At 41.1% G+C, this 26,967-nt stretch carries 26 protein-coding genes; 12 read left to right on the plus strand and 14 right to left on the minus strand.

Features of this window, described 5'->3' with window-relative positions; all coding sequences use genetic code 11:
• The first annotated feature begins 14 nt into the window (after nucleotides 1-14).
• Nucleotides 15-1,421, plus strand: a complete 1,407-nt coding sequence (locus tag BLR53_RS13325) for a hypothetical protein (protein WP_074590316.1) — start codon at nucleotides 15-17, stop codon at nucleotides 1,419-1,421.
• 46 nt (nucleotides 1,422-1,467) lie between these two features.
• Here the strand turns inward: BLR53_RS13325 and BLR53_RS13330 are convergent, their stop codons facing one another.
• From BLR53_RS13330 to BLR53_RS13340, 4 genes are all read right to left on the minus strand, one after another.
• The gene (locus tag BLR53_RS13330; RefSeq protein WP_037442721.1) at nucleotides 1,468-1,713 is read right to left on the minus strand and encodes a hypothetical protein; all 246 of its coding nucleotides are present in this window, start codon (nucleotides 1,711-1,713) and stop codon (nucleotides 1,468-1,470) included.
• 221 nt (nucleotides 1,714-1,934) lie between these two features.
• Nucleotides 1,935-2,165, minus strand: a complete 231-nt coding sequence (locus tag BLR53_RS19795; RefSeq protein WP_143007875.1) for a hypothetical protein — start codon at nucleotides 2,163-2,165, stop codon at nucleotides 1,935-1,937.
• 4 nt (nucleotides 2,166-2,169) lie between these two features.
• Nucleotides 2,170-2,583, minus strand: coding sequence for a MauE/DoxX family redox-associated membrane protein (locus BLR53_RS13335; RefSeq protein WP_074590318.1), 414 nt, complete (start codon nucleotides 2,581-2,583; stop codon nucleotides 2,170-2,172).
• Between the two features lie 138 nt (nucleotides 2,584-2,721).
• A complete protein-coding gene (locus tag BLR53_RS13340; RefSeq protein WP_074590320.1) occupies nucleotides 2,722-3,081 on the minus strand; it encodes a winged helix-turn-helix transcriptional regulator in 360 nt (119 codons plus the stop codon).
• A gap of 68 nt (nucleotides 3,082-3,149) precedes the next feature.
• Between BLR53_RS13340 and BLR53_RS13345 the strand changes: the two genes are divergently transcribed.
• Nucleotides 3,150-3,605, plus strand: a complete 456-nt coding sequence (locus tag BLR53_RS13345) for a VOC family protein (RefSeq protein ID WP_074590322.1) — start codon at nucleotides 3,150-3,152, stop codon at nucleotides 3,603-3,605.
• On the opposite strand, the gene BLR53_RS13350 is transcribed toward BLR53_RS13345, so the two are convergent.
• A complete protein-coding gene (locus BLR53_RS13350; RefSeq protein ID WP_342342070.1) occupies nucleotides 3,602-4,516 on the minus strand; it encodes a 1-aminocyclopropane-1-carboxylate deaminase/D-cysteine desulfhydrase in 915 nt (304 codons plus the stop codon). The genes BLR53_RS13345 and BLR53_RS13350 overlap by 4 nt on opposite strands.
• 116 nt (nucleotides 4,517-4,632) lie before the next feature.
• On the opposite strand from BLR53_RS13350, the gene BLR53_RS13355 reads away from it, so the two are divergent.
• Both BLR53_RS13355 and BLR53_RS13360 read left to right on the plus strand, forming a co-directional pair.
• Nucleotides 4,633-5,661: an RluA family pseudouridine synthase gene (locus tag BLR53_RS13355; protein ID WP_074590327.1), complete on the plus strand. Its 1,029-nt coding sequence runs from the start codon at nucleotides 4,633-4,635 to the stop codon at nucleotides 5,659-5,661.
• 7 nt (nucleotides 5,662-5,668) lie between these two features.
• Nucleotides 5,669-6,508: an aminotransferase class IV gene (locus tag BLR53_RS13360; protein WP_074590329.1), complete on the plus strand. Its 840-nt coding sequence runs from the start codon at nucleotides 5,669-5,671 to the stop codon at nucleotides 6,506-6,508.
• A gap of 7 nt (nucleotides 6,509-6,515) precedes the next feature.
• On the opposite strand, the gene fmt is transcribed toward BLR53_RS13360, so the two are convergent.
• The gene (gene fmt / locus BLR53_RS13365; protein WP_074590565.1) at nucleotides 6,516-7,424 is read right to left on the minus strand and encodes a methionyl-tRNA formyltransferase; all 909 of its coding nucleotides are present in this window, start codon (nucleotides 7,422-7,424) and stop codon (nucleotides 6,516-6,518) included.
• 112 nt (nucleotides 7,425-7,536) lie between these two features.
• On the opposite strand from fmt, the gene BLR53_RS13370 reads away from it, so the two are divergent.
• A complete protein-coding gene (locus tag BLR53_RS13370; RefSeq protein WP_074590331.1) occupies nucleotides 7,537-8,592 on the plus strand; it encodes a DNA topoisomerase IB in 1,056 nt (351 codons plus the stop codon).
• Between the two features lie 38 nt (nucleotides 8,593-8,630).
• Here the strand turns inward: BLR53_RS13370 and BLR53_RS13375 are convergent, their stop codons facing one another.
• Together BLR53_RS13375 and BLR53_RS13380 are read right to left on the minus strand one after the other, a co-directional pair.
• Nucleotides 8,631-8,837: a hypothetical protein gene (locus BLR53_RS13375; RefSeq protein ID WP_037442707.1), complete on the minus strand. Its 207-nt coding sequence runs from the start codon at nucleotides 8,835-8,837 to the stop codon at nucleotides 8,631-8,633.
• Nucleotides 8,838-8,848: 11 nt separating this feature from the next.
• On the minus strand, nucleotides 8,849-10,048 hold the full coding sequence (locus tag BLR53_RS13380) for an exo-beta-N-acetylmuramidase NamZ family protein (protein WP_244889522.1): 1,200 nt from the start codon (nucleotides 10,046-10,048) through the stop codon (nucleotides 8,849-8,851).
• A 158-nt stretch (nucleotides 10,049-10,206) separates the two neighbouring features.
• Here BLR53_RS13380 and BLR53_RS13385 point away from each other — a divergent pair, with 158 nt between their 5' ends.
• Nucleotides 10,207-10,470 carry a helix-turn-helix domain-containing protein gene (locus tag BLR53_RS13385; protein ID WP_262497183.1) on the plus strand — a complete coding sequence of 88 codons (264 nt, stop codon included), beginning with the start codon at nucleotides 10,207-10,209 and terminating at the stop codon, nucleotides 10,468-10,470.
• Between the two features lie 88 nt (nucleotides 10,471-10,558).
• Nucleotides 10,559-11,788, plus strand: a complete 1,230-nt coding sequence (locus BLR53_RS13390; protein ID WP_342342071.1) for an ABC transporter permease — start codon at nucleotides 10,559-10,561, stop codon at nucleotides 11,786-11,788.
• Nucleotides 11,789-11,854: 66 nt separating this feature from the next.
• Here the strand turns inward: BLR53_RS13390 and BLR53_RS13395 are convergent, their stop codons facing one another.
• Nucleotides 11,855-14,263, minus strand: a complete 2,409-nt coding sequence (locus BLR53_RS13395) for an alpha/beta hydrolase family protein (RefSeq protein ID WP_074590337.1) — start codon at nucleotides 14,261-14,263, stop codon at nucleotides 11,855-11,857.
• Nucleotides 14,264-14,499: 236 nt separating this feature from the next.
• Here BLR53_RS13395 and BLR53_RS13400 point away from each other — a divergent pair, with 236 nt between their 5' ends.
• Nucleotides 14,500-15,804 (plus strand): DEAD/DEAH box helicase, encoded by a 1,305-nt coding sequence (locus BLR53_RS13400; protein WP_037442700.1) that lies wholly within the window; start codon nucleotides 14,500-14,502, stop codon nucleotides 15,802-15,804.
• 68 nt (nucleotides 15,805-15,872) lie between these two features.
• On the opposite strand, the gene mazG is transcribed toward BLR53_RS13400, so the two are convergent.
• The 4 genes from mazG to mnmC2 all read right to left on the minus strand — a co-directional run bounded on the left by mazG (nucleotide 15,873) and on the right by mnmC2 (nucleotide 19,723).
• On the minus strand, nucleotides 15,873-16,688 hold the full coding sequence (gene mazG, locus BLR53_RS13405; RefSeq protein WP_074590340.1) for a nucleoside triphosphate pyrophosphohydrolase: 816 nt from the start codon (nucleotides 16,686-16,688) through the stop codon (nucleotides 15,873-15,875).
• Between the two features lie 24 nt (nucleotides 16,689-16,712).
• Nucleotides 16,713-17,825 carry an AI-2E family transporter gene (locus BLR53_RS13410; protein WP_037442696.1) on the minus strand — a complete coding sequence of 371 codons (1,113 nt, stop codon included), beginning with the start codon at nucleotides 17,823-17,825 and terminating at the stop codon, nucleotides 16,713-16,715.
• 92 nt (nucleotides 17,826-17,917) lie between these two features.
• Nucleotides 17,918-18,874 (minus strand): aldo/keto reductase, encoded by a 957-nt coding sequence (locus tag BLR53_RS13415; protein WP_074590342.1) that lies wholly within the window; start codon nucleotides 18,872-18,874, stop codon nucleotides 17,918-17,920.
• 177 nt (nucleotides 18,875-19,051) lie between these two features.
• The gene (gene mnmC2, locus BLR53_RS13420) at nucleotides 19,052-19,723 is read right to left on the minus strand and encodes a tRNA (5-methylaminomethyl-2-thiouridine)(34)-methyltransferase MnmC2 (RefSeq protein ID WP_074590345.1); all 672 of its coding nucleotides are present in this window, start codon (nucleotides 19,721-19,723) and stop codon (nucleotides 19,052-19,054) included.
• A gap of 48 nt (nucleotides 19,724-19,771) precedes the next feature.
• On the opposite strand from mnmC2, the gene BLR53_RS13425 reads away from it, so the two are divergent.
• Nucleotides 19,772-20,113, plus strand: coding sequence for an MmcQ/YjbR family DNA-binding protein (locus tag BLR53_RS13425; protein WP_037442690.1), 342 nt, complete (start codon nucleotides 19,772-19,774; stop codon nucleotides 20,111-20,113).
• An 85-nt stretch (nucleotides 20,114-20,198) separates the two neighbouring features.
• The gene (locus BLR53_RS13430; protein ID WP_074590348.1) at nucleotides 20,199-20,888 is read left to right on the plus strand and encodes an OmpW/AlkL family protein; all 690 of its coding nucleotides are present in this window, start codon (nucleotides 20,199-20,201) and stop codon (nucleotides 20,886-20,888) included.
• A gap of 45 nt (nucleotides 20,889-20,933) precedes the next feature.
• Here BLR53_RS13430 and BLR53_RS13435 read toward each other — a convergent pair whose 3' ends face one another.
• Nucleotides 20,934-22,976: a M13 family metallopeptidase gene (locus tag BLR53_RS13435; RefSeq protein WP_074590350.1), complete on the minus strand. Its 2,043-nt coding sequence runs from the start codon at nucleotides 22,974-22,976 to the stop codon at nucleotides 20,934-20,936.
• A 408-nt stretch (nucleotides 22,977-23,384) separates the two neighbouring features.
• Here BLR53_RS13435 and BLR53_RS13440 point away from each other — a divergent pair, with 408 nt between their 5' ends.
• Together BLR53_RS13440 and BLR53_RS13445 are read left to right on the plus strand one after the other, a co-directional pair.
• On the plus strand, nucleotides 23,385-23,930 hold the full coding sequence (locus BLR53_RS13440) for a GNAT family N-acetyltransferase (RefSeq protein ID WP_074590352.1): 546 nt from the start codon (nucleotides 23,385-23,387) through the stop codon (nucleotides 23,928-23,930).
• Nucleotides 23,931-23,977: 47 nt separating this feature from the next.
• Complete coding sequence (locus tag BLR53_RS13445; RefSeq protein ID WP_074590355.1) at nucleotides 23,978-26,641, plus strand: valine--tRNA ligase; 2,664 nt, start codon at nucleotides 23,978-23,980, stop codon at nucleotides 26,639-26,641.
• Nucleotides 26,642-26,967 lie beyond the last annotated feature (326 nt).

The raw sequence follows: 26,967 nt of genomic DNA on the forward strand, positions 1-26,967 counted from the left end.
CTAATTAATTCATTATGAGTTTTAAAATAAATATACTTCTACTGTTATTTTTGCCTTTCCTCACAGAAGGTCAGACGATAACTGACATAAATGCCAGAAGCGGCCAAGTGCTTGCTGAACAATTTACAGGAATAAAAATTGGAGAGAAGGTTCCTGACGTATTATTAAGTAAGGTTTTGGAAGTGAACGGAGAGTTGAAATCTCAAAAAATTTCTGATTATAATGATCGTCTCCTTATTCTGGATTTTATGTACACTACATGCACCGCCTGTTTAGCAGGCTTAGTTGAAAAAGAACATCTCCAAAGGCAGTTCGGAAATAATATTAAGATAATGGCTGTAGTGGGTGGTGAAGCTTACGCGCCAGGAATGCTGAAACGAGAAGACGAAAGCTTTATCAGAAAATTTCTAACTAATAAAACGAGTTATTTATCCCGTAATAAAGTTCAAATTCCTTGGGTCGTTGAAAACAAGTTACTTAATCAATACTTTCCCCACCAGCTGGTTTCTCATGTCGTATGGATTAATAAGGGGATAGTGATCGCAATTACGGAGCAGGGGTATGTTGATCAAGTTAATATACAAAGTGTTCTGGCTAATAAAAGAATAGATTTGCCGGTTAAAAATGATTTTTTGCCTCCAGTGGATGCAAAGACACCGTTGGTTTTGCAGAATAAGAATAGGTTTACTGGAATCAACCCTATAAATCTTTATACAGCTGTATTCGGACCGTATCAGGATGGGGTAATAACTAAAGTGGGTTCAACTATAGATACGTTGAGCCATACACGCAGAGATTTTATCATTAATCAGCCAGTGATAAATGCATATATCACACAATGGAATCTCTATTCGTCAATTAAAAGATATCCTGAACCAAGTCGAGTCATTCTAGAAGTACAAGACTCTTCTAAGTATATAATACAAGAAGACAGCAAAGAATATAACTACGTCTATAGACAGCGAACATATATCTGCTACGAATCGTTATATGCCGATTCCGGGCAAACAGTGAGTCAAGTATCTAGAAAAATAATCAAAGACTTAGACAACCTATTAGATTTGAAAGGTAGGTATGAGAAACGGAGAATGAAATGCTTGATTTTATATCGAACGGATAGAGCAACTAAATTTAAGTCTACAGGCAAGAGTAGCGACGAGGTTTCTAATCTCACCGCACCTGAAGTTTTAATCAAGAACGTTGATTTAGAAAATAGTATTGTATGGAAATTAAATCAGTTCTACGGAAATCCACCTGTGTTCGACGAAACGGGTTACAAAGGCGGAGTGGAAATGAATTTTAGCTTGAAATCCTGGCAGGATATTGAATCGGTAAGAAAGGCTCTTCAAAAATATGGTTTAGATTTGAAGGAGGAAGAAAGAACTATTGAAGTATTTGTGCTTAGCGAATTAAAAAAGTAATAGCGTAACAAACGATAATCCATCCGTTACGCTATACTCAATACATCTAATTAAACGGCTGTAAAGTGACGTTCGAAGATTCGGCTCCGCTACTTACAGCAGCCATGATCTCTGCCTGAAGCGTACCGGTAATAACCGGTCTTTGGACACCATTAACCAGTTGTATCTCTGAATTAATAGCACAGAGTTGCTGCTTTGGCTGAGGACAATTCGGCGTGCCAGAAACAGCAGAATAATTGGTTGCTGTGTTAACTGAACCTGAGCCACTATATTTAAACCATGAATTTGCCATAACATTAGTGCTTTTATAAATCAAAAAGCTTAAACTTTAAATTTTTGCCTACTCTGTTAAAGGTTTTCGGCTTTTCCTTTACCTACTCTTAAGGCTTTTCGGTCTGCTCCTGCCCATTAGTCTTGCAATACCAGGGGGCAACATGTTTAAACAATTTTTTTGAATCCGGTTATGAAGCCAGGGTGAAATTTTCACCCTGGCTTATTTCAAAGAACGAGGGATTACGGACATAATAAGACATTGACAGACTCCTGTTTTGTCATGATAACAGTGGCAATTTCAGCCTGGAGCATCCCTGTAAAGACCGGTTTGAGCTCTGAATTAAGGATTTGCCGGCTGGCATAAATTGCGCATAATCTTAGTTTTGGAGACGGGCAATTTGGAATTGCAATCAACATGTAGTTTAGCGGATCATATATAGATCCTGAACCTGTGTATTTAAACCAATCCATTTTTTTAATTAAAATTATCGAGTGTAAGCATCACGCCTCCCAATGCAATTAGCGTTAATATTAAGTTTACCTTCAAATGCTTTCGCCAGCCCATCCTTGTGAATAAGCCGCCGCAAGGGCAAGGGTATTTGTCGTAGACCTGGAAAATAATTCCGCTGACATAAGTAGAAAAAATGAGCATCAGTAATAGCGATAATGACATGCCAATTAGCCGGGTTGATGGGAAAAGCAATAATCCAGCTGCAGCAAGTTCAGTAAGCGGCAGAAACAGTGCGATCCAGCCGATAGACCACCTTGGGATAGCCTGACTTTTCAGGACTTCATGAAAATACCGGATGCCCCATAGTTTAGGTAGTGCCGCGTACAACCATAAGATGATGAAGAGCGCCGTGATGATATAAGAGATAAGCATTGCCATCCTGTTTTTTTTTAGTTTAACGTGTCTTGTTTTGTTAAAACTAATTTCGGGATGTTAACGGTTGAATCACAGGGTCATGTGTCCCTGTAAAAAGCAATGGGAAGATAGGGTCAAATGTCCCCCATGACGATAAAATGCCTAGGTTTCCGGCTGATGCTTTTTTCCCCAGGTTTCCAGTGAGTTGATTACTACTTGCAGTTCAATACCCTTTTCTGTTAAGGCATAAACATATGTGTTCTTTGGAGTGTTTTTTTCCTGGACTGCCGACTTGAGGATCAGTCCGTCTTTTTCCAGCTGGCCAAGCTGAAGGGCAAGTACCCTTTCTGTGATTGCAGGTATTACTTGCTTTAATAAGGAGAAACGATTATTGCCTTTGGTCAGTTCGACCAGGATGGTGAGCTTCCATCTTCCGGAAATAAGGGAAAGGGTATAGGCGGCCTCACAATAATTATGAAGTTCTTTTGCATTGCTGTAGTTGGTAGAGCTGGTTTTTCTCATCGGCTTACAATTTTGTAAGGAGGTCTAAAAGCGGAATTGGTAACTAAATTTGCTGAAAATTAGATATAATGACTTCAGCAGCTAAAAATACAATAATTGGATTGCACCATATAGCGATCAGGGCAATTGATTTTGAAAACACGTTAAGCTTTTATACGAGTTTAGGTTTTACAACAAGCCATTCCTGGTCATTACCGGAGTTTAACCTTAAGCGAGCTGCGATGCTTCGCTCACCAGATGGGCATGGTTTTATTGAACTCTACGATGCGAATGCTGATATTCCCGCCCAGGGCAGGAAACATACAGGAAATGAGGAGTTTGTGCAGACGGCTTTATTGCATATTTGTCTTACAGTTACTGATGCTGACCAGGCTTTTGAGCAGGCATTAGCCGCGGGTGCAACACCCTGCCTGGCGACTATGGAACTGCAATTGGGGACAGATGGAATGTGGGTAAGAAATTCATTGGTTTACAGCCCGAATGGCGAGGTTATTGAGTTTCTGGAAAGAGCCGATTTTTACTAAAATATGAACTTGTCCTTCATCCCCATAATACCTAGCAAGCCCCCGGTGTGCAGAGCTATTACCTTTTCATTGACAGGGAGAATTCCTTTTGTTATCAGGTCTTCCGTGGCGAAGCACATCTTGGCTGTATACACCGGGTCTATAAGTATGCCTGTTTTTGCAATAAATTGCTGCATATACTGAAGGAGTTCGGGTTTAGTTTTAGCATAACCGCCGAAATGGTAATCCAGGTGCATACTCAACTGGTTAATGAAAGGTTCGTAACGGATAATTTCAGTGGTGATAAAATCGCCGCCCTTCAATACCGGGACAACATGGAGCTGAATTTGGCGTCCGCTAGCAACAATACCTTTTAAAAGGCCGGCTGCGGTAGTGCCGGTTCCTGCGGCACAAATGATATGGGCAGTATCTGCCGGGAGTTCGTCGATGATTTCTGCACATCCGCGAACAGCTTCTTCACTTGCCCCACCTTCGGGTATAGCATAAGTATCGGGATTATTAGCAAATAACTTGTTGTAGCAAGTGGCTGGTTCCCGGTAGGCTTCCCTGCTGGTGAAGATCAGGTTCATTCCATACAATTTACAAAGTATAAGCATCTCATTATTGACTTCCTCCCCACGGACGAACGCAGAAGATTTTAAGCCTGATCTGGCGGCGGCAGCTGCGGTGGCTACAAGGTGATTGGAGTATGCGCCCCCATAGGTTACCAGATGAGATTTCCCGGCTGCCCTGGCTGCTTTAAGTATATATTTAAGCTTGCGCCATTTGTTGCCAGAGATGTAGGGATCTATCAGATCATCCCTTTTCATCCATAGTTTCGGGTGCTTTGTATGAGGCAATTGTTGCAGCGGACTGTGCATCTCTGTAAACATCTGACAAATATAAGACGTTTTTTTAGCGGTTTTCTTCAAAAAGAACGAGTTAAATTGATTCGCAGGCCTGTTTCATTCCAGAAATGTAATTGTTAAAGATTAGTTTTGTAAAGTGGAAAGTATTCACAATACGAATAGACAAATAAAGGTCAAGAATGGAGAACAATAACAGCGGGACAGAACTGGAAGAGCAGGATTTATACGAACATTTTAATATCGTTGTAGATAAAGGCCAGTCTTTACTGCGCATAGATAAGTTTCTAATGCACCGGATGGAGAATGCATCCAGAAACAGGATACAGAATGCAATAGACGCGGGTAACGTGCTGGTTAATCAGAATACGATTAAAGCCAGCTATAAAGTGAAACCCGCCGACGAAATCAGTATTGTCTTTCCGCATCCGCCAAGGGACACTGAAGTTTATCCGGAAGATCTTCCGCTGGATATTGTATATGAAGATGAAGACCTGCTGATTGTAAATAAAGCAGCTGGTATGGTTGTGCATCCTGGGTTTAATAATTATACAGGAACACTGGTTAATGCACTGGCTTTTCATTTTGAACAGTTACCTCAGTTACCGGGCAACGAAGGTCGTCCGGGATTGGTTCACAGGATTGACAAGGATACTTCCGGCCTGCTGATTATCAGTAAGAATGAAATAACCATGACCAAATTGGCTAAGCAGTTCTACGATCACTCTATTACCCGTAAATATATTGCACTGGCATGGGGAGATATCGCAGAAGATGGTACAATATCAGGTTACATAGGCAGAAGTTTGAAAAACAGAATTGTAATGGATGTGTACGACGAAGAAGAGAAAGGGAAGTGGTCGGTAACGCATTATAACGTGCTGGAGAGGCTAAACTATGTAACGTTGATCAGTTGTCAGCTTGAAACCGGACGTACTCATCAGATCCGTGCGCATATGCAGCATATTGGCCATCCTTTATTTAACGATGCCAATTACGGAGGGGATAAGATCCTAAAAGGAACAACATTTACTAAGTACAAGCAATACGTAGCTAATTGCTTTGAGTTACTTCCGAGACAAGCTTTGCATGCACAGACTTTAGGATTTATACACCCGAGAACCGGAGAATATATGGAGTTTGAAGCTGCTTTGCCACCAGATTTTGACGCAGTGCTCCAAAAATGGAGAAATTATATAGTACAGTCTTAAGAGATTCATGCAATTAGAATATATTATACATAACCATCATTTGCTTAACGCAAACCAACAGATTCTCACAGCAAGGAATCGTGGTTTTCGTTATGGAGACGGGCTTTTTGAGTCGATGAGAATGTGCGACGGGAAATTGAAGTTTGCAGAATTGCATGCAGAACGTTTACAGGCAGGGATGAAGGCCCTGAAAATTGAAGGCGGGGTCTTGTTTGACGCCTACTTTCTGAAACAAAAAACGGCAGAGCTCAGCAGGAAAAATAAGCTTAAAGATAATGCGCGTTTCCGTCTGTCGGTTTACCGGGATGGAGAAGGGTTATATACTCCCGAAAGTAACGAAGCTGGTTATATATTGGAAGCAAGCCCGATGGCCGATAACAGTTATCAGCTGAATAAAAAGGGTTTAATCGTTAGTGTGTATTCCGAACTCGCCAAGCCTGTGAACATGCTTTCCAATTATAAAACGAGCAATTCACAGCTATATGTAATGGCCGGTTTGTTTAAACAGCAAAACCGGTTGGATGAAGCGTTTATTTTAAATCAGCATGGATTTTTATGCGAAAGTATCAGCTCTAATATCTTTGTGGTATATGATAAGCAGATTTATACGCCAGCCTTATCGGAAGGGTGCATCGCTGGTGTAATGCGTAAAGCTGTCATGAACCTGGCCAAAGAGAATAATGTCTCTATCATCGAAGCCCAGATTAACCCCGAAGTCTTACAGGCGGCAGATGAAGTATTTATAACCAATGCTTCATCCGGTATCCGCTGGGTAATGGGATATGGAAGAAAACGTTATTTCAACGAAATCACCAAATCCATGAGTGCTTTATTGAATGCGTTATAGCTTCTGGCTATAAACGCATTCCTCTTAAAAATTCTCCTACCTGCATTCTTTTTTTTCCTTCAAACTGTAAGTCAATTAAGGAGATCAGACCATCGGCAGCCTGGTATTCTAATTTCGTTTTACCGTCCGTGTACCAGGTTCCAGGTGTGCCTTTAACTTCTTTTTCAGCGAGTTCTGCTTTGAAGATCTTGAGCGTCTTATCGTTCAGGACAGTAAAAGCCGTTGGATACGGGCTTAGTCCGCGGATTAAATTATAAACCTCACCTGCAGATTTATTCCAGTCTACTTTACAGTCTTCTTTAAAGATTTTAGGTGCATGTTTTAGTGTGTCGCTTTGTGGCTGCGGCTGTTCCTGATAATCTCCGGATTCAATCGCTTTTACAGTTTTAACAAGTAAGGCTGCGCCTGCATCCATCAACTGGTCATGGAGGTCTCCGGCGGTAGCATCATGAGCGATATCTACTTTGGTAGAGAAAATAATGTCGCCTGTATCTATTTCGTGTTTGAGGAAAAACGTAGTTACTCCACTTTCTTTCTCACCATTGATAATTGCATGATTGATCGGAGCAGCCCCTCTGTATTGTGGTAAAAGTGAGCCATGCAGATTGATTGTGCCTTTTGGTGGCATATTCCATACCACCTCCGGCAGCATTCTGAAAGCTACAACGACATGCAGATCTGCCTTTAAAGCAGCAAGTTCTGCAATAAATTCAGGGTCTTTAAGTTTGAGTGGTTGTAATACTTTAATGTCATGTGCAACTGCATATTGTTTAACTGCACTCTCCTGTATCTTCTGGCCCCTTCCGGCTGGCTTATCTGCTGCTGTAACGACAGCAGCAATTTCAAATCCGGCGTTTGCCAATGCATTTAAAGAAGCAACTGCAAAATCAGGGGTACCCATGAAAACTATTTTCATCATGTTATGTTGTTGTTTTTCGTAGGTGCTGAAGCTAGCAGCTTGCTTGTTTCAGCACCCTATTGTTTTCACAAAATTAGAAAAATAAGCTTAATCTTTTTTCCTGCTTTATATGGTTGATACAACTGAAGAAATAAAAGAAATTGGTTTGTTGTATATGACTGATACCATGCCCGGCATTTATAGAAAGGGTAAACCAGGGAAATTTCATTACGAAAATCAAAACGGATCGCGTGTTACCGATGAGAAACAGGTGGCCCGGATAAATGCATTGGTGTTGCCACCTGCATGGACAGAGGTTTGGATAGCGCCCAAAAAGAATGCTTATCTGCAAGCAACCGGGCTTGATGCTCTGGGCAGAAAGCAATATCGTTACCATAATGACTGGACTTCCCGCAGGTCGGATCGTAAGTACTTTCGCCTGCTGGATTTTGGCAAGGCATTGCCCGCTGCCAGGAAAAAGGTAGCCGCACATCTGCGGCGTAAGAATTATGATGAGCAAAAAGTTCTGGCAATCTGTGTAGAGGTAATGCAGCATACCTTAATCCGTATTGGAAATAACTCCTACGCCCAGTTATACGGAAGTTATGGTTTGTCGACCCTTAAAGATAAGCATGCCAGGCTGGAAGGCAACCAGCTCAAGCTGAAATTTGTAGGGAAAAAGGGGGTTAAACAAGAAGTTACACTCCGCAATAAAGGGTTGGCAAAAATGGTATTGCGTTGTAAAGAAATTCCCGGTCAGGATCTATTCCAGTATTATACGGAGGGAAAAGAACATCGCGCAGTTGATTCGGGTAAGATCAATAATTATATCCGGGAGATTACCGGCGGAGATTTTACTGCGAAAGATTTCCGGACCTGGGGCGGTACGCTGGAAGCTATGCGGCAGCTGGCGGTCTGCAATGCGAGGCAGGACGAAAAGAGTTCGCATAAAAAAATTATAGTGGAAGTACTTGACTGCGTGGCCAGCAAACTTGGAAATACACGGGCGGTATGCAAGAGCTCATACGTTTATCCTTTGCTGCTGGAGAGCTTTGAAGATGGTTCGCTTTTACCGTATCTGACGAAAATTAACAGGGCGGCTGAAGGACCTGTCAGCCAGGCAATGGAGCATGACGAAAAGGTTTTAATGCAGTTCCTTCGTGCGGCACAGAAGAAATCTAAATAAAAACACCCGCCAGCTTTTAAAAGCTGGCGGGTGTTATCTTAAGTGCGGTTATTATGTGCAGTCGGTGGCTGCTCGCTTTTTTCTCTTTCTTTTGCCGGATTCGGAAACTTCGGTTCCTCTTTCTGATAATCTTTGTCCTCAGGTTTAACTACAGCTTTATTTCCCTTGTCAACCTTATCTTCAGGAACTGTTTCCTTGTAATTACTTGCCGGATTATCATTTTTCTTTTTGCGTTCTTCAGACATAATCAATTGTTTTAAGGGTACAACAGGTATTTCTGGCGCATAGTTTTATATTGACTTAATGCAGGTTCCCAGCTGGCACGGATCTCTTTTTCAGATTTACCAGCCATAATTTGCTGTTTAAATGTATACACACCGGCAAGTTTATCGATACTATTCATCTGATTGCTCAGCTTTGTGTTAAAGAAATCAGCCTTAACCGGGTATGCTTTATAAAGTTCTATCAGCCATTGCAGATTTAACACTTTATCACGGCGAATGTTTTCAGTATCGTAGTTTCTCAGGTCCAGACCATAACAAATCTGGTTCATATGTAAGGGGGTTTCTGCCATCCCTTTAATACTCTTCGGTGTATAAGAAAACTTAAATTTCCCTTTCAGCGCAGGTGCACCGACGATGGTAAAAGGAAATAAGGTTCCTCTGCCATGGTTTAAATAAGTGCCTTCAAACAAACATGTCGTTGGGTAAAGCAGGATTGATTCCGGTGTGTTAAGGTTAGGGGATGGGTTTACCGGTAGGGTATAGGGCATATCGTGATTATAATTTGCAACCGGCACAATCGTAATTTTGCATTTCAGTTTGTTTTTTAGCCAGCCTTCGCCATTAAGCATTTGCGCATATTCCGCAACTGTTAGACCATGTACGATCGGAATCGGTTTAAGACCTATCCCGGAAACTAGTTTCGAATCCAGAACCGGCCCGTCTATATAGAAGCCATTTGGGTTCGGACGATCCAGAATCATTACTTCTTTGTTATTTTCGGCGCAGGCTTCCATCACATATTGAAGTGTGTTGATATAGGTGTAGAATCTGACACCTACATCTTGTATATCAAAGATCATAATATCAACATCCTGCAATTCTGCAGTGCTTGGTTTCTGATGCTTTCCGTAAAGGGAAACGACTTTGATACCGGTTTTCTCATCGATATCATCTGCAACGGCGATGCCTGCACTTGCTTTTCCCCGAAAGCCATGTTCAGGGCCAAATATCTTCACTATTTTAACACCCCGTTCCAGCAAACTGTCCACGACCGTCCGGGTTCCAATAACGGATGTCTGGTTTACAACCATGCCTACTCTTTTACCCTGCAGCAAATGCAGATATTTTTCTGTCTGTTCCGCTCCTGTAAGGATGCCGCTCTGAAGCGTATCAGTTTTCGTTGTCTGATATTGTCCCGTATCTGCTTTGCAGGACTGCGTAATAAAGAACATTAAAATTAAACAGCTTAGTATGTGAGGGATAGATTTCATAGGCTTTGGCTTTGAAACAAAGTTAAGCATTTCATGTTAATACAGTTATTTGTCTGTTTTATGTCATGACAGGTCAGAATATATGCTATATTGCATTAGAATTTTTTTTAAATTGTTTTATGCCTGAGCGAAACGGAAAAAAAATATTAGGAAATAATATTCGGAAACACCGAAAAATGAAAGGTATGACAATCGTCGAACTTGCGGGAAGGGTTCATCCGGACGGCGATTTTTATTCACATTTGTCGAGGATTGAATTAGGTAAACTGGCTTGTTCAGTAGAAACGATTTTCAGTATTGCACATGCACTGCAGATAAAACCTTCCGAATTACTGGAAATTGAAGACAGCTGGCAGGAAGCAGTCAATTATAATATCCATTGATTTAAACTTTCATACTGAATTAATATTCGCATTTTTACAGCCCGGTCTTGATCCTCAGGAAAAAAGACTTTTATAACGAATATTATACTTGAAAAATATCAATACATCTTATTTCATAGCAAGGCGTATCGCCATAAAATCTAAAAGGACATTTTCTAAACTGATAGTCCGTATTGCTATTGCCGGAGTTATGCTTAGTCTGGCAGTTATGATGCTCTCAGTAGCAATTATCAAAGGTTTTAAAACTGAAATTCAGCAGAAGGTAAGAGGGTATGTCGGTGATATCCGGATTTTTAAATTGGATACTAATAACTCATTTGAACTCGCACCTTTTGTGCCTTCCGGGCAGACAATCGAAACCTTAAAGAATAACCCCGATATCGATTATTTCCAATCTTATGCTACCAAACCAGGCATTATCTCTGCAAATGATGAAGTCGAAGGGATTAATTTTAAAGGTGTTGAAAAGGGTTTCAACTGGTCATATATTGAAAAGCATTTAGTCAGTGGCCGCGTGATCAACTTTGCCGACAGCACCCAGGCCATGCGGGAAATCCTGATCTCCAGTTATACTGCTGACAGGTTAAAGCTCAAAACAGGTGACCAGTTTATCATGCATTTCGTACAGGACCCGCCACGTAAACGCCCGTTTAAGATTGTTGGCATCTATGATATTGGTGTGGAAGAGATAGATAAGGGGTTTGCACTCGGTGATCTTAATATTATCAGACGACTAAATAACTGGAAAAGTGATGAAGTTGGCGGCATAGAGGTCAGGATTAAAAACTTTGCCAGGTTAAGACCTGTCTCGGATAAGGTTTACCAGGGGCTGGACATGAAGCTCAGGTCTGAATCGGTAGAAGAATATTTCCCAAATATCTTCACCTGGTTGTCTTTACTTGATGTGAATACAAAAGTTCTGCTTGTGCTGATGATGATAGTTGGGGTAATTAATATGGTTACGGCCTTATTAATCATGATACTGGAAAGAACTAATATGATCGGTATGTTAAAAGCATTTGGAATGCGTGATGCCGATGTAATGAAGGTATTTTTATATAACGCGGTTTACCTGGTGGGTTTAGGTCTGATTCTGGGGAATATTTTAGGTTTGGGATTAGCTTTTCTGCAGCAATATACCCACGTATTTAAGTTGGATCAGACTTCATACTATCTGAATTATGTGCCTATTGAACTTCATTTATCAGATGTATTAATGTTAAACGCTGCTACACTAATTATTTGTTTAGTGGTACTTGTTATTCCTTCTATGCTGGTCAGCAGGATTTCACCGCTAAAAGCAATAAGATTTAAATAAAAAAATCCCGGTTACTAAGCCGGGATTTTTATTTAACTGCTGTTCTATGAACCAGCAAAAGTTTGATTATTTAGCATTCTTAACGTAAGTATCTAACCAGTTATTCATCTCTGCAAGCATATGCAGAATATTTTCTTTTCCTCTATAACTGTGTGCTTCATAAGGAAGGAAAACGAAACGGGTTGTACCACCAAATCCTTTGATCGCACTAAACAGACGTTCTGAATTCATTGGGAAAGTTCCCTGATTATCATCTGAATCGCCATGGATTAATAATAGTGGGGTTTTGATTTTGTCAGCATAACTGAAAGGGCTCATCTGGTAGTAAAGTTCCGGTACGTCCCAATAAGTTCTATCTTCATTCTGGAATCCAAACGGCGTTAAAGTACGGTTGTAAGCACCGCTTCTTGCCAATCCTGCTTTAAACAGGTTGGTATGCGCCAGCAGGTTGGCTGTCATAAATGCACCATAGCTATGTCCGCCGACAGCCATTCTATTCCGGTCGCCGACCCCCAGGTCTGACAATTTATTAATCGCTGCTTCTGCATTTAACTTCAGCTGATCTACAAAGGTATCATTTGGCTTTTTACCGTCACGCGCAACAATCGGCATTTCTGCATTGTCCAATACAGCATATCCCTGAGTTACCCAATAAATAGGGGAAGCCCAGCTAATTGTCGTGAAACGGTCTTTTGAGCCCCTGATTTGTGCTGCGTCTGCCGCGGAGTTAAATTCACGGGGATATGCCCAGATTAGTGTCGGTAAAGGGCCGTCTTTAGCTTTATCGTAACCTTTCGGTAAATACAGGTCACCAGTCAGATCAACCCCATCAGCGCGTTTATAAGAAATTTTTTCTTTGATTACGCCTTCAAGTTGTGGGTAAGGGTTTGTAAAATCTGTAAGTTGACGGTCCGCTACACGTAATACCAGATTTTTAAGGTAATAGTTGGGTACGTCCTTTTGGGATTCCCTACGGGTTAATAAGACCAGTTTATTCGCGTCAAGAACATCTGAAACATACTCAAATGTGCCAGGAGCACTGCGCCATATAATGTCATTCTTTTTAGTTTTCAGATCGAATTTAGCCAGGAAAGGTAAATCGCCTTTTGGAGAGGATCCGGTCGTATTGTTAAACAGTAATTTAGTGCCTTTATCCAGGATTTGTACAACCTGCTGCCCAAATTCATTCTTCTCAGTTACCGGTTCTCCGGGATCATTATATTTATCTGTTAAATTTAACTCATATAGAGTCTCCAAAGTTCCGGCTTGCGGGTTGTAACGGCTTACTTTCTGCGTCTGCTTGCTTCTCAACATTTCATAAACCAATGCAAGCGTGGTATTTCCCCAGGCTGTATTGCGGTAACGGTTCTGTGTTTTAAAGAGTTCTTTGGGTGTACCATTAAAAGGTGCAGAAAGCGCATATACGGCATCATGAAAAGGAACTTCTTTTTTGATTAGTCCGCTATCCAGTGGTTTAGCCCAGATTACAGTTGCAGCCTGGTCTGCTCTCCAGCTGTAACCTCTCGCTACATTCTGAACATTATCGTAACCTGAAGGTGTACCTTCTGATGATGGCAGGTCTGCAAGCAATTTTACAGTCGTTCCGGTCAGGTCGGTAATTTTAACCGTGGAAGGAAATCCTCTGGCTGGAACGGTATAAGAGAATGGTTTGTTGATTACTCGCTGAAGTAAGAATTTTTTATCAGGTGAAGCCTCTACACTCAGATAAATTGCAGGTTTTCCTACTTTCGTCTGCTGTCCGTTTTTAAAGATATTCAATTGCGACGTGGCAAAGAATTCAAATAGCTGTTCGTCATAAGGAGACTTGATCAGATCCTGGTAAGTTGGGCTTGGAGATGCCTTTCCTAAAGCCTGCTGTACTGCCGGACCTTTAGGCATTAATGGCTTTACAGGCATGCTGCTGGCCGGAGCAATTGCGGTACGGTAAACCAGTGTTTCTGCATTGAGCCAGAAGACACCATTGCTCATCACCACATTTAATGGCTCTGTATTGATTTTAACTGCGTTAAGGCTGGCCAGGTCTATTACATATAGGTCCACTCCCTGGGCAGAAGTTTGCGTAAATGATATTTTTGTCTGACCCGGATTCCAGGCTACATTCCCCGCAAATAAAGCTGTGGGTAAGCCTTTAATCTTTTCTGTTTTACCAGTTTTCAGATTTTTGAGGGTGAAATCATTAATAAAAATCTGTCTGCTCGGCGAATAATTGGATGGATTGATCCGCATTCCTGCTATCCGGAATTCCGGCATAGCCAGCTCTTCTACAGAAGGGTACGAGTTTCTCTCACTTAGCAGAATCCATTCTGTCTTGCCATCAATAAGCACTGCAGGAGTTGGTTTGGCCAGTAAAAGGTCTGCCATTTCCTGTGGAGGGGTTAGATAACTTACAGCATCCTGCGCATAAGTGCTCATTGAAGCGGTAAGTAAGAATAAACTAAATAACGTTTTTTTCATTGGTGTTAATTGTGTTTTATAAAATGCACGGGTGTGCACGATCGGTGGCAAAGCTAATCAATCTGGTTTCTGAAGGCATGGACATTGTATCAAAATCTTGATACAATGTCCATAGAATACCTATTTTCCGTATTCGGAATTGGCGTTTAAAAGCATTTATAGCCGATTGTCAGGAGTATTACGGATGTTGGGCATATTTCCGTAAATTTGCAGCCTTACATTTTTAAATCAATACTGTGTCATTAGATAAATTAAAACTGAGTAAGCCCCTTGTCACTGCGATGACAGATGCAGGTTACTTAACACCCAAAGAAATTCAGGCGAAAACAATGTCAAGGATTCTGGGTGGTCAGGATGTGATTGCTGTAGGACCTGAAGGTTCCGGTAAAACTACAACCTATGTTCTTGGCGTTTTAATGCGTTTAAAATATACCAAAGATGATGCACCTAAGGTATTGATCTTAGTTGCAGATCAGGAAAGGGCCATTGCCGTGATCGATCAGTTTGTTTCACTGAGTAAAAACAGGGATCTGAATATCGTCGGTTTGTACGGTACAGGTGGTATGGAAGCAGAAATTAATGAGTTGGTGCTGGGTATCGATATCGTTGTTGCCACGCCGACGCGGGCAAGAGCTATTTATCTCAAACTCGGTTTAAACTTAAGCAAGCTGCAGACTTTTATTGTAGATGATGCAGAGCTGATTATTAAACAAGGAATGCAGTTGCCGGTTTGCGAGCTCGCCAGAAGTGCAGGCAAATGTCAGCATCTGGTATTTACAGAGGTTATCCATGAAAAATTAACTAAAATGACCGATCAGTTCATGAGTTTCGCGACGACACTCGAGGTCGAAGATTTCGGCGATACACAGACTGAAACTGTAGAGCAATTGTTATATCACGTACCAAATTATAAGACAAAAGTTAATCTGCTGCACAACTTACTTCGTGACTCTGAGGTGTTTGACAAGGTAGTCGTTTTTGTGAATTCAAGGCTTACCGCGCAGAAACTGGCTAAAAGTCTGTCCACGCCACATGAAATGGAAGTATCTATGCTAAGACCGCTTCATTTTGATGAGGATGGTTTTGATAACTTTGAAGACTTCAAAGAGACGCCTGAAGCCAGGGTACTGGTTGTAGCCAATGAAGGTGCAGGATCTCTTGATCTGAGCGGCATTCCTTTCTTAATCCACTTTGAACTTCCTGAAGAGAAGGAAACTTACCTGACCAGGGTAATAAAAAACAAAGAAATTCCTACAGAGGTGGTGGCGCTTACTTTTGCGACAGATATGGAATTATTGCAGGTTAAGAAAATTGAGCAATCTATTGGCCGTAAGCTGGAGCTGGCTGAATTGCCGGAAGAGCTGGTTGCAGAAAAAACACTAAGGACAAAAGGTCTTGATAAGAACAGGCCGGTAAAAGAGAAAACTGACGAGCCTGTCGGTGGCGGTGCATACCATGAAAAGAAAGAGAGTAATTCTAAGAATTATAACTATGGCATCGGCCAGAAGGCTAAAATGACAATGAAGAAAAAACACGGCTAGTGTGATTTCCATAAAAAAAACCGGTCTCTCAATAGGACCGGTTTTTTTATAATCTATATTTTGCTGTACTAATGCGCAAGGATTTTTTTGGCTTCATTCCAATAAACATCCATTTCGGCAAGCGTCATATCCTGCAGCGCCTGACCGTTCTCTGCTGCTTTTGTTTCTATATACTGAAAGCGTTTAATAAATTTCTTATTTGTCTTTTCCAATGCATTTTCTGGATTAATACCGATAAATCGCGCGTAGTTGACAAGTGAGAACAGGAGGTCGCCAAATTCAGATTCTGCCTTTTCCTGATCTATGGCAACATGCTCTTCAACATTGAACTCTTGTTTGAATTCTGCCAGTTCTTCTTCTACTTTTTCCCAGACCTGTTGTTTGTTGTCCCAATCAAAACCGATCCCTCTCGCTTTCTCCTGAATTCGGCTGGCCTTAACAAGTGCAGGTAATGACACAGGAACTCCACCTAAAACAGATTTATTACCTTCTTTAAGTTTAAGACGTTCCCAGTTACGCTTAACATCGGCTTCATTTTCTACTTCAACATCTCCATAAATATGCGGATGGCGGCTAATTAGTTTTTCACAAACACTGTTTAAGACGTCCACGATGGTAAAATCATTGGTCTCTGAGGCAATGCGTGCATAAAAAACCAGATGCATTAAAACGTCACCCAGTTCCTTTTTGACCTCGGTTAGATCGCCTTCCAGGATGGCATCAGACAGCTCATAGGTCTCTTCTATGGTAAGGTGACGAAGGGTCTCCATAGTCTGTTTCTTGTCCCATGGACAGTCTGTTCTAAGTGTATCAAGAACAGTCAGTAAACGTAAAAAAGCGGCTGATGGATCTGATGCAGCCGCTGGGGGGATATGATTAGCCATAATGGCGAATTTAAGTAATTTAAATTATTCGGGTTCTTCGAGTGTGATTTTCTTGGTGATCCGGTATACTTTACGCTTCTTACCTGGTTTATCTTCATCTCCCAATAATATGCCCCAGGGCTTAAGCTCATCGATCCTGTCGAAGATAATTTTAAGCATGGCCAGGTATGGTATACAAAGAAACATACCGGAAATACCCCAGAGCATTTCGCCAACTACAATGCCGATAAAAGCGAACAATGCATTGATTTTTACTTTTGAACCGACAACCAGTGGCAGTAGAATATTGCCATCGAGTGCATGTACAGCGACAAAACTGATAATAACCAGCAGAACTTTCGCCGCACCCGCAGTCGCAAAGGTAATCAGCACGCTGATTAGTAAAGCGCTGAAAATACCAATGTAAGGTACGACATTGAATATCCCTGTAATTAAACCCAGTAACACTGCATACTTTACACCTAGCAAGCTAAGTACGAGTATCATAACCCCTGTAACGATTAACATCTGGAGGAATAGCCCCAGAATATACCTTTTAATAATGTACTGGATCTGGTTAACAATTGCACTTACTTTCTCTGCATGTTCTTCTTTAAAGACACTTTTCAGAAAACTATAAAGAATACGTCTGTAATTCAGGATGAAAAAAGTAAATAATAACAGAAATGCCATGAACAATAGTGAAGATGACAGCGTCATTAAAGTTGTGCCTACCAGCGTTGCACTCGTTGCCACTGCACTTGTAGCACTGTTTTTAAGATAGTCGATCTGTTTATGGGCGTTCACGTTAAAGGTATTGGATACCCATCGCTGCAGCTCCTCAAATGAATGCATAGCCTGCTGTTTCAGTAAAGGCCAGTCTTGACCCAAATCACTGAGTTGATTAACCAGGAAAAACAGGATCGCTGAGATAACGCTAATCATTACAATCACTGACACCATTGAAGACAAAGCTCTTTTAAATCTCAGTTTTCTTTCCATGTAATTCGCCATAGGCAATAATAACAGGGCTAAAAGAAAGGAGGAAAGGAGTGGGGCAAGTAAGGTTTTACCCAGAATAGCTAGATACCCCAAACAGATGATTGCAATTAAAACTAATGCTAGTTTGGCGTAAAATGGGAGCGTATTATATTTCATACCTGGTTTATAATAGATTTGCTTTGGCTAAACAAACGCCCTGCCAAAAAAAAGCAGGACATTTGTTAAACCCTTATACAAATGCTTCAGGTCTAGGACCAGGCACTGGCATCATCCAGAATGGATACTTCTTCGTTATCTAATTTCAGTGCAGTTGCCCTGTTCAGATCTTCCAGTTGTGTTAAACTAGTTACACTAACAATCGGAGCAGTAACAGACGGTCTGGCTATAAGCCATGCTAAGGCGACGCTTGCCGGTGTAGCATTATATTGCTCGGCTACCACATCCAGTGCCTTCAGGATCTTAAATCCCCGTTCATTTAGAAAGTTTTTAATTCCTGACCCTCTGGCACTTTTTCCAAGGTCTGCTTCTGAACGATATTTACCCGTTAGAAAACCACTTGCCAGGGAGTAATAATTAATTACACCCAACTGGTTATCCTTACAGATTTTTTCCAGCTCGCGTTCAAAACCTTCACGTTGATAAAGATTGTATTCAGGCTGAAAAGTCTGATATTTTGGTAAGCTCAATCTTTTACTGGTTTCAAGTGACTCTTTAAGCCTTTCCGGACTGAAATTGGAAGCTCCAATCCACCGAACTTTTCCAGCGCGGATAAGTTGGTCGTAAGCCTCCAGAGTTTCTTCTACAGGCGTACTTAGGTCATCATAGTGGGACTGGTACAGGTCTACATAATCTGTTTGCAGCCTTCTTAATGAGTCCTCTATACCTTCTTTGATATGCTTGGCCGACAAATCTTTTTTACCGCTGCTATCCATATCACTGCCTACTTTCGTGGCAAGTATAACTTTTGACCTGTTATTTCTGGATTTCATCCATTTGCCTAGAATGACTTCTGACTCGCCACCTTCGTTTCCAGGAACCCATCTGGAATAAACATCGGCTGTGTCAATAAAATTCAGTTCTGAATCCATTAAACCGTCAAGTATTTCAAAAGAACGGGCTTCGTCTAGTGTCCATCCGAAAACATTCCCTCCGAAAGTTAGTGGGGGAACGATTAAATCTGTGTTACCTAATTTTCTTTTTTCCATTAGTTTTTAAATTCTTATATGACAGCTGCGCAATCACTGCTTAACACGCAATCTGCGATTGTAGTTTGTATAATTGCGTCTTTCATTTGTCAATATATCCAATTTAATTGATGCTGAATGGATTATGAAATCGTTTTTTCGATTGAGCCTTTCTGTTCTTCCTAATCGGGATTAATTCTATATAAGTTTTCTCGCCCTTAGCATTTCTCTTTTTCCGGGTGCACCGGGAAGTTTCTCTATCTCCATTCCACAACTTTTTAATGCTCTTTTAAGTTTTCCTGTAATTGCATAGGTAACGAAAATGCCGCCTGGTTTTAAGAAGGTGCAGACTTTGGTTATAATCTCATCTGACCAGAGCTCAGGTTGATGCTGAACAGAGAATGCGTCAAAATAAATAAGATCATATTTAAACCTGCTTGTGAATTCCTGAAGGGTTGTATGTGCAATTTGTAAGTACTCAGGTGTACTGATTTCCGCTGGATGACTAATGGTTTGCTGATAATCCTGTTCGAATTTATTCCACAAAGGTTCCGCAACATATTGCTGATATTGGGTAGACTGAAGTTCTGCAAGGGAGAGGGGAAATGCTTCGATTCCGGTATAGTTAAAATTACGCTGTATACTTTCTGCAAAAGAACGGCTCAGTATGTAATTAAGCCCCGTGCCGAATCCGACTTCCAGAATATTAATATTCTGTTCAGGATAATCAGTAAAAACTTTTTTTAGCCCTGCTTCTATAAATACATGTTTACTTTCCTGAAGCGCACCGTGTTTGGAATGGTAATGTTCTCCAATAGTCTCGTTATATAGCGTAAAAGAGCCATCCGCTGTTGCCGTAAGTATATTCATCTGTGCAAATGTATTTGAATTCCGTAAATTAGTGGGAATTTAATTCTTATGGATATAGAAATGTTTCGTCATTACTGCCTGAGTCTTCCAGGGACTACAGAAGATGTAAAATGGGAGGAAAATCTTTGTTTTCTGATTGAAAATAAGATCTATGTAATTTATTCACTGACTAAGGGTAGTTTCGCTATCAAGTGTGATGTGGAAGAATTTCAAGAGTTGGTTTCCAGAGACGGCATCACTCAGGCTTATCATATGGCTAAGGGTAGCTGGATAGGGATTGCCGATCTGGAAGTACTGCCCTGGAATGAACTGAAAAAACGCGTTGCCGAATCGCGCGGCATAATACTATCAAAGCTTCCTAAAAAGATTCAGGCTAAATACACGGAATAAGTGCCGTTAATCACGGGGTTTTGTGTTTTCTGACACTATTTAAAAACTGTGACCGCTATACATTTGAGGTATCAAATCAAATGTTATGAAAAGATTAATTGTATTCGGATCCCTGTTTTTTTTAGGACTCGGCGCTTTTGCGCAGTCAAATCCCGCTCCTGGTGAATGGAGAGTCAGACTTCGTGCTGTTCATGTTATCCCTCAGGAGAGTGCTGAGGTTGGTGTAATTGGCGGGGATGCACAAATTTCAAAATCATTTATACCGGAGCTTGACTTCACCTATTTCTTTACTAAAAATCTTGCTGCTGAACTAATTCTCGGAACGACAAGGCATAAAGTGAAAACCACAGGTTCTGACCTGAGTGCTATAGGCGGCCCTGATCGGGCAGAGGTGAATCTTGGTAAGGTATGGTTGCTCCCGCCTACGTTGACTTTGCAATATCATTATCCTGTAGGAAAGTTTAAACCATATGTGGGTGCAGGTGTTAATTACACTATTTTTTATAATGCAGATCAGGGTCCTGTTGTGCAGGATATCTCTTATAAAAATAGATTTGCTTTCGCTGCACAGGCAGGTTTGGATTTTGCCATCACTGACAGGATGTTTATCAATGCAGATCTGAAAAAAATATTCCTGTCTACTAAAGCAACTGTGGATGCCGCTAATCTTACTCCTTCCGAAAATCCAGAATTAGCAGATGTGTTAGGCAATATCCAGGCAGATGTGAAAATCAGGCCATGGCTTATTGGTGTGGGCCTTGGTTACCGGTTTTAACAAAAAGGGCATTGCGAATAAGCAATGCCCTTTGGTTTTAAATGTTTACCAGAGTCTGATTCTGTCTTCTGGCTTTTTATACAATTTGTCTCCTGGTTTTACATCAAATGCTTCATACCAGGCGTCCATATTTACCGGAGCACCAATAGTTCTGGCTTCTCCCGGAGAGTGTGGATCTGTTTTAATCAGCTGAGCTGCACTTTCAGGAAGAATATTACCTCTCCATACCTGTGCCCACGAAAGGAAGAAACGCTGATCGGGTGTAAAGCCGTCAATTTTCTCATTCGACTGTCCTTGTTTTGTAAGTTTGAACGCCGTATAAGCCGCATTCAGACCACCTAGGTCACCAATGTTTTCACCCATTGTTAATTTGCCATTCACATGAATGGTATCTAATACAGTATAAGCATCGTATTGCTCTCCCAATGCCTTTGTTTTAGCGTCAAATTTTGTCCTGTCTTCGCTAGTCCACCAGTTTCTCAGGTTACCGTCTTTATCATACTGGCTACCGCTATCATCAAAACCATGTGACATTTCATGACCGATAACTGCGCCAATTCCACCGTAGTTGATTGCATCATCTGCATCAGCTGCGAAGAAAGGAAACTGTAAAATTCCGGCAGGGAAAACGATCTCGTTCATTGTTGGACTGTAGTATGCATTTACAGTAGGAGGAGTCATACCGAAACGTGTACGATCAACTGGTTTACCCAATTGTCCAACCATTTCATTGTAAGCCCATGCTCCTGAATTTTTGACGTTTTGGAAATAAGTATTGTTAGTGATAGTTAGCCCATCATAAGTTTTCCATTTTTCGGGATAGCCGATTTTTGGGACGAAAGCATTTAATTTTGCTAACGCTTTTACTTTGGTTTCCGGACTCATCCAGTCCAGGTTATTAATTCTGATCTCAAAAGCTTTACGCAGATTGCTGATCAGTTCAGTCATTCTTGCTTTTGCTTCTGGTTTAAAATATTTGGCTACGTAAAGTTGACCTAACAATTCACCAATAGTCGCATCGGTGAGGGATGACATACGTTGCCATCTTGGAGTTTGTATTTTTTGTCCTGTTTGTGCCTGTGTGAAGGCAAAGTTTGCTTTCACAAATGGTGAACTCAGGTAAGGAGCAGAGCTCTTTAATACATTCCATTGCAGGTATGTTTTCCAGTCAGCAACGGAGATTTTACCGAGCATCTGATCCAGATTTTCAAAGAATTTAGGGGCGCCAACCAATAAAGTGTCCTGATTCTGAACCTTTAATTTCGGTAAAGTAGCTGCCCAGTTGATATGCGGCGTAGTTTTAGTGAAATCTGCAACCGTAAATTTATTGTAGGTTTTATAAGGATCACGCATCTCCAGACGGGACATCTGCGCTGCTGCAAATTCCTTCTCGATAGCTAAAACTGTTTTAGCCTTTTCCTTTGCCTGCGCTTCAGTATTTCCCGTCAGTGCAAATAGAGTAGTCATGTATTTCAGATAAGCTTCACGGATCTGAACAGATCTGCTGTCATCTTTTAAATAGTAATCACGGTCTGGAAGCGTAGTTCCTCCCTGGCCCAAAGAAGGGAGGTATTTAATGACGTTTTTTCTGTCCTGTGCAACGCCAAAGTTGAACATCGGGTTACCTGAACCGGCAGTTCTCATTCTTACCACCTCGTCAATAACTGCATTAATGTCTTTTAGTGATGTAATTCTGGCCAGGTCTGCTTTAATCGGCGAATAGCCTAGTTTTTCAATGGTCACACTGTCCATTGCTGCGGTATAGAAATCTCCTACACGTTTTTTTACAGAACCTGCAGGTGCAGTTTTATCTGCAGCAGCTTCTTCAACCAGGCTTTTTACAGCATTAATATTGAAGTCACGTAATTCGTTAAAACTTCCCCAACGCGTTTCTTTCGCTGGAACAGGATTGTTTTTCATCCATACACCATTGGCGTAGTTGTAAAAATCGTCTCCTGGTTTAACAGATAAATCCATGTTAGCCGGATCGATGAATTTTTTCGGTGCTTGTTGCGCATAGGAGGAATAGCTCGCGGCTACAATTCCCAGTACGGCGAAGTAACTTTTAAAGTTCTTGATGTTTATCATATTCTATATAGATTGTGCCCCGGTATACGCAGGTTGCGCAGAAGGTTCAGACTCGCCTGATTAACCGGTGTCAAATGTTGCTCAAATTACGCAATGACAGCTGACAGAAGCAAATTCTATTAAAAATATTACCTGTTGAACCAGTAGTATAACTTAGTTATCCCTAGTTTTCTGAAGAGTAATCCCGGAAGTGTAAGTAATTTAATTGACTTCATGATTGGATATTTAATCTATCAACATTAACATTTTTTAACACTTTTTATTGTGTCGTTCTTCAGAATAAATGTTATATGGAAAGGATCCATGCCACAATCCGTCTTCCGATATTACCGGACAGTTTCCGATTTACTATATTTGGCCGTGTCTGCGGTCCGGCAGAGGCATTTACAGAGCATTCAATACATAAATATGGCAGAACTAAAATTTTTCACGGAAAGGTTAAAATTAAGATTAGTAAAGATGGCCGATCTGGAAGCAGTACACGTATTGCACCAGATGGCAGAGACTGATCAATATAACACGCTGGGAATTCCCAGAGATCTGGAAGAGACTAATATTATTGTGGATGGCTGGATTCATGACCATCTAAAAAAAACAATCAGGAATTACACGTTTGCTGTCGAATTGGAAAAAGGTGGTTTTATCGGCCTTGTTTCTTTGAAACTTTCGTCTGAGAAGTTTAACAGTGCTGAAATCTGGTATAAAATAAATGTTGAACGCTGGAATCAAGGTTTTGCTACCGAAGCCATCCGCGCAGTAATCAGATTTGGATTTGACCGCCTAAAACTGCATCGTATCGAAGCTGGCTGTGCTGTCGAAAATCTGGCCTCTATAAGAGTGTTGGAGAAAGCAGGGATGACCAGGGAAGGGACAAAACGACAGATTCTTCCTTTGAAAACCGGATGGATGGATAGTTTCGAATATGCGATCCTCGATGAAGAGTTTATAAGCTGATTTTTGCTGTAAAAACGTTATTTTTGTAATTTAACCAGTACTTAGCCATGAGCATTTCCACTAAATATGATCCAGCTGCTACCGAAGATAAATGGTACAGCTACTGGATGTCTAAAAACTTTTTTCATTCCGAACCTGATGAACGTGAACCTTATACCATAGTTATACCTCCGCCTAATGTTACCGGAGTTTTGCATATGGGGCACATGCTGAATAACACTATTCAGGATGTAATGATCCGTCGTGCCAGAATGCAGGGTAAAAATGCATGCTGGGTACCGGGTACTGATCATGCTTCTATTGCGACAGAGGCTAAGGTCGTAGCGATGCTTAAAGAAAGAGGAATCAGTAAAAAGGACCTGACCAGGGAAGAATTTATGGCTTATGCCTGGGAATGGAAAGAGAAATACGGTGGTATCATTCTCGATCAGTTAAAGAAACTTGGTGCAAGTTGTGACTGGGAGCGTACACGTTTTACGATGGAGGATGACCTGTCAGAAGCTGTTATTGATACTTTTATACATCTGTATAATAAAGGTCGGATTTACCGCGGAATCCGTATGGTAAACTGGGATCCGACAGGAAAAACTGCTGTTTCTGACGAAGAAGTAATTCGTAAAGAAGTTAATCAGAAATTATATTATATCCGTTATACAGTTGCAGGTGAGTCGGACAGTTATTTAACTGTAGCCACGACCAGGCCTGAAACTATCATGGCTGATGCAGCTATTTGTATTAATCCTAATGATGAGCGTTATACGCACCTCAAAGGGAAAAATGTTTTTATACCATTGCTTAACCGGGAAATTCCAATCATTGAAGATGATTACGTTACAATGGATTTTGGTACAGGCTGTTTGAAAGTTACCCCTGCCCATGACCTGAACGATTATGAGCTTGGCGTAAAACACAATCTTCCTGTTATAGATATTCTGAACGACGATGGTACGCTGAATGAGCTGGCGGTTATTCTTGTTGGCGAAGACCGTTTTGCTGCCAGGAAGAAGATTGCGGTATTGCTGGATGAAGCCGGGCACCTGGATAAGGTAGAGGACTATAAGTCGCAAATTGGTTTTTCTGAACGTACCGATGCTGCAATCGAGCCTAAATTATCGCTGCAGTGGTTCTGTAAAATGGATGAGCTGGCAAAACCTGCTCTTGCAGATGTATTGAATGGAGAAATTAATCTGATCCCTGAGAAATTCACGAACACCTACCGTCATTGGATGGAAAACGTGAAAGATTGGTGTATCAGCCGCCAGTTATGGTGGGGACAGAGAATCCCTGCCTGGTATGATGACAAAAATAACTGGGTTGTTGCCAAAACCAAGGAAGAAGCGCTGGATGCATTTTTAAATCAGAAAGATCCTGATAGTGCTTTTACAGAAGAAGAGGCGAATGGCTTTAAGCATCAGTTGGCGCCATTCCTGAGACAGGATGAGGATGTAATGGATACATGGTTCTCCTCATGGTTATGGCCGATCTCCGTTTTTAATGGATTTAAAGATCCGGATAATAAGGATATCAATTATTATTATCCGACTAATGACTTAGTAACGGCGCCCGAGATCCTTTTCTTCTGGGTAGCCAGGATGATTATGGCAGGACATGAATTCCGTGGCCAGAAACCTTTCACTAATGTTTATCTGACTGGTATTGTAAGGGATAAGTTGGGTCGTAAAATGTCTAAATCATTGGGTAACTCTCCTGATCCGATTGGTTTGATTGAAAAATATGGAGCGGATGGTGTACGTGTAGGGATGTTGCTTTGCTCGCCCGCAGGAAATGATCTGATGTTCGATGAAAGTTATTGTGAACAGGGAAGGAATTTTGCGAATAAGATCTGGAATGCTTTCCGTCTGATTAAAGGCTGGGAAGTTGATGAAAGCTTAGCTAATCCGAACGAGCAGGCGGTCGCTTGGTTCGATAACAGGTTTAATGAGGCATTGGAAGAAATTGAGGGTAACTTTAAACAGTATCGTTTATCGGAAGCTTTAATGGTAACTTATAAACTCGTTTGGGATGATTTCTGTGCATGGTATCTGGAGATGGTTAAGCCGGTTTATCTGCAGCCAATTGATTCTGCATCTCTGAAAGCGACTATCGGTTACTTTGAAAAAATTCTAAGTCTGTTGCATCCGTTTATGCCGTTTTTGACAGAAGAATTGTGGCATGATGAGATCTTTGGCGAAAAAGGTGAACTGGATTGTATTATTGTTGCCCCTTATCCGGTATCGGGACCAGCAGATGCGGCTCTTTTAAAAGAGGTGGAACTTGTTAAAGGTATTGTTGCTGAAGTAAGAAATATTAGAAATACCAAACAGCTTTCTCCAAAAGAAGCTTTACCGCTGGATATCCGTGTAAACTCTGAAACGGATTATGCTAAATGGGAGCCTGTTATTGGAAAGCTAGGGAATATCTCCGAAATGAATTTTGTTCAGGAGAAAGTTGCCGGTGCAGCAGCATTTATGGTAGGTAAGGATGAGTTTTTTGTTCAGCTTAATGAAACTATAGATGTGGAAGCAGAGAAAATCAGGTTAAATGAAGATCTGGTTTATCTCCAGGGTTTCCTGAAATCTGTTGATGCCAAATTAAGTAATGAGCGATTTGTGCAGAATGCGAAACCCGAGATTATTCAGAACGAGCGTAATAAAAAGGCCGATGCTGAATCTAAAATTGCAATTATTCAAGAGAGCTTGAGTGCACTTTAAACTATAAAACCGAAGGGCAGCTGTATTTATACAGTTGCCCTTTTTTTATGTGTTATATCCAGATGATGTGAGAAGGATATGAACACCGTGCGATCGCTTCAGCAAAATTAGATTGATATATTAGTGTTTACAATCCCAGACCGGGCAGCGTGATATTAAAGTGTCAGATTACTCCGGGACTTTATAATGGTGACAGAGCTTTCTTTGCCCCATATCCTACATACAGCTTCTATCGGCTGGGAAATAAAGCAAGATATTCTACCTCACTTTATGTAGACGCTTTTAATTAACGGGAATCTATTTGTCCGGCATCGACCACTGGGAAA

Source organism: Pedobacter antarcticus (assembly GCF_900103515.1).
GTDB classification, from domain to species: Bacteria; Bacteroidota; Bacteroidia; order Sphingobacteriales; family Sphingobacteriaceae; genus Pedobacter; species Pedobacter antarcticus.

Coding starts and splice junctions, on each gene's coding strand:
- BLR53_RS13325 (WP_074590316.1), top strand. CDS start 15: ATGAGTTTTAAAATAAATATACTTCTACTGTTATTTTTGCCTTTCCTC.
- BLR53_RS13330 (WP_037442721.1), bottom strand. CDS start 1,713: ATGGCAAATTCATGGTTTAAATATAGTGGCTCAGGTTCAGTTAACACA.
- BLR53_RS19795 (WP_143007875.1), bottom strand. CDS start 2,165: ATGGATTGGTTTAAATACACAGGTTCAGGATCTATATATGATCCGCTA.
- BLR53_RS13335 (WP_074590318.1), bottom strand. CDS start 2,583: ATGGCAATGCTTATCTCTTATATCATCACGGCGCTCTTCATCATCTTA.
- BLR53_RS13340 (WP_074590320.1), bottom strand. CDS start 3,081: ATGAGAAAAACCAGCTCTACCAACTACAGCAATGCAAAAGAACTTCAT.
- BLR53_RS13345 (WP_074590322.1), top strand. CDS start 3,150: ATGACTTCAGCAGCTAAAAATACAATAATTGGATTGCACCATATAGCG.
- BLR53_RS13355 (WP_074590327.1), top strand. CDS start 4,633: ATGGAGAACAATAACAGCGGGACAGAACTGGAAGAGCAGGATTTATAC.
- BLR53_RS13360 (WP_074590329.1), top strand. CDS start 5,669: ATGCAATTAGAATATATTATACATAACCATCATTTGCTTAACGCAAAC.
- fmt (WP_074590565.1), bottom strand. CDS start 7,424: ATGAAAATAGTTTTCATGGGTACCCCTGATTTTGCAGTTGCTTCTTTA.
- BLR53_RS13370 (WP_074590331.1), top strand. CDS start 7,537: ATGGTTGATACAACTGAAGAAATAAAAGAAATTGGTTTGTTGTATATG.
- BLR53_RS13375 (WP_037442707.1), bottom strand. CDS start 8,837: ATGTCTGAAGAACGCAAAAAGAAAAATGATAATCCGGCAAGTAATTAC.
- BLR53_RS13380 (WP_244889522.1), bottom strand. CDS start 10,048: ATGTTCTTTATTACGCAGTCCTGCAAAGCAGATACGGGACAATATCAG.
- BLR53_RS13385 (WP_262497183.1), top strand. CDS start 10,207: ATGCCTGAGCGAAACGGAAAAAAAATATTAGGAAATAATATTCGGAAA.
- BLR53_RS13395 (WP_074590337.1), bottom strand. CDS start 14,263: ATGAAAAAAACGTTATTTAGTTTATTCTTACTTACCGCTTCAATGAGC.
- mazG (WP_074590340.1), bottom strand. CDS start 16,688: ATGGCTAATCATATCCCCCCAGCGGCTGCATCAGATCCATCAGCCGCT.
- BLR53_RS13410 (WP_037442696.1), bottom strand. CDS start 17,825: ATGAAATATAATACGCTCCCATTTTACGCCAAACTAGCATTAGTTTTA.
- BLR53_RS13415 (WP_074590342.1), bottom strand. CDS start 18,874: ATGGAAAAAAGAAAATTAGGTAACACAGATTTAATCGTTCCCCCACTA.
- mnmC2 (WP_074590345.1), bottom strand. CDS start 19,723: ATGAATATACTTACGGCAACAGCGGATGGCTCTTTTACGCTATATAAC.
- BLR53_RS13425 (WP_037442690.1), top strand. CDS start 19,772: ATGGATATAGAAATGTTTCGTCATTACTGCCTGAGTCTTCCAGGGACT.
- BLR53_RS13430 (WP_074590348.1), top strand. CDS start 20,199: ATGAAAAGATTAATTGTATTCGGATCCCTGTTTTTTTTAGGACTCGGC.
- BLR53_RS13435 (WP_074590350.1), bottom strand. CDS start 22,976: ATGATAAACATCAAGAACTTTAAAAGTTACTTCGCCGTACTGGGAATT.
- BLR53_RS13440 (WP_074590352.1), top strand. CDS start 23,385: ATGGCAGAACTAAAATTTTTCACGGAAAGGTTAAAATTAAGATTAGTA.
- BLR53_RS13445 (WP_074590355.1), top strand. CDS start 23,978: ATGAGCATTTCCACTAAATATGATCCAGCTGCTACCGAAGATAAATGG.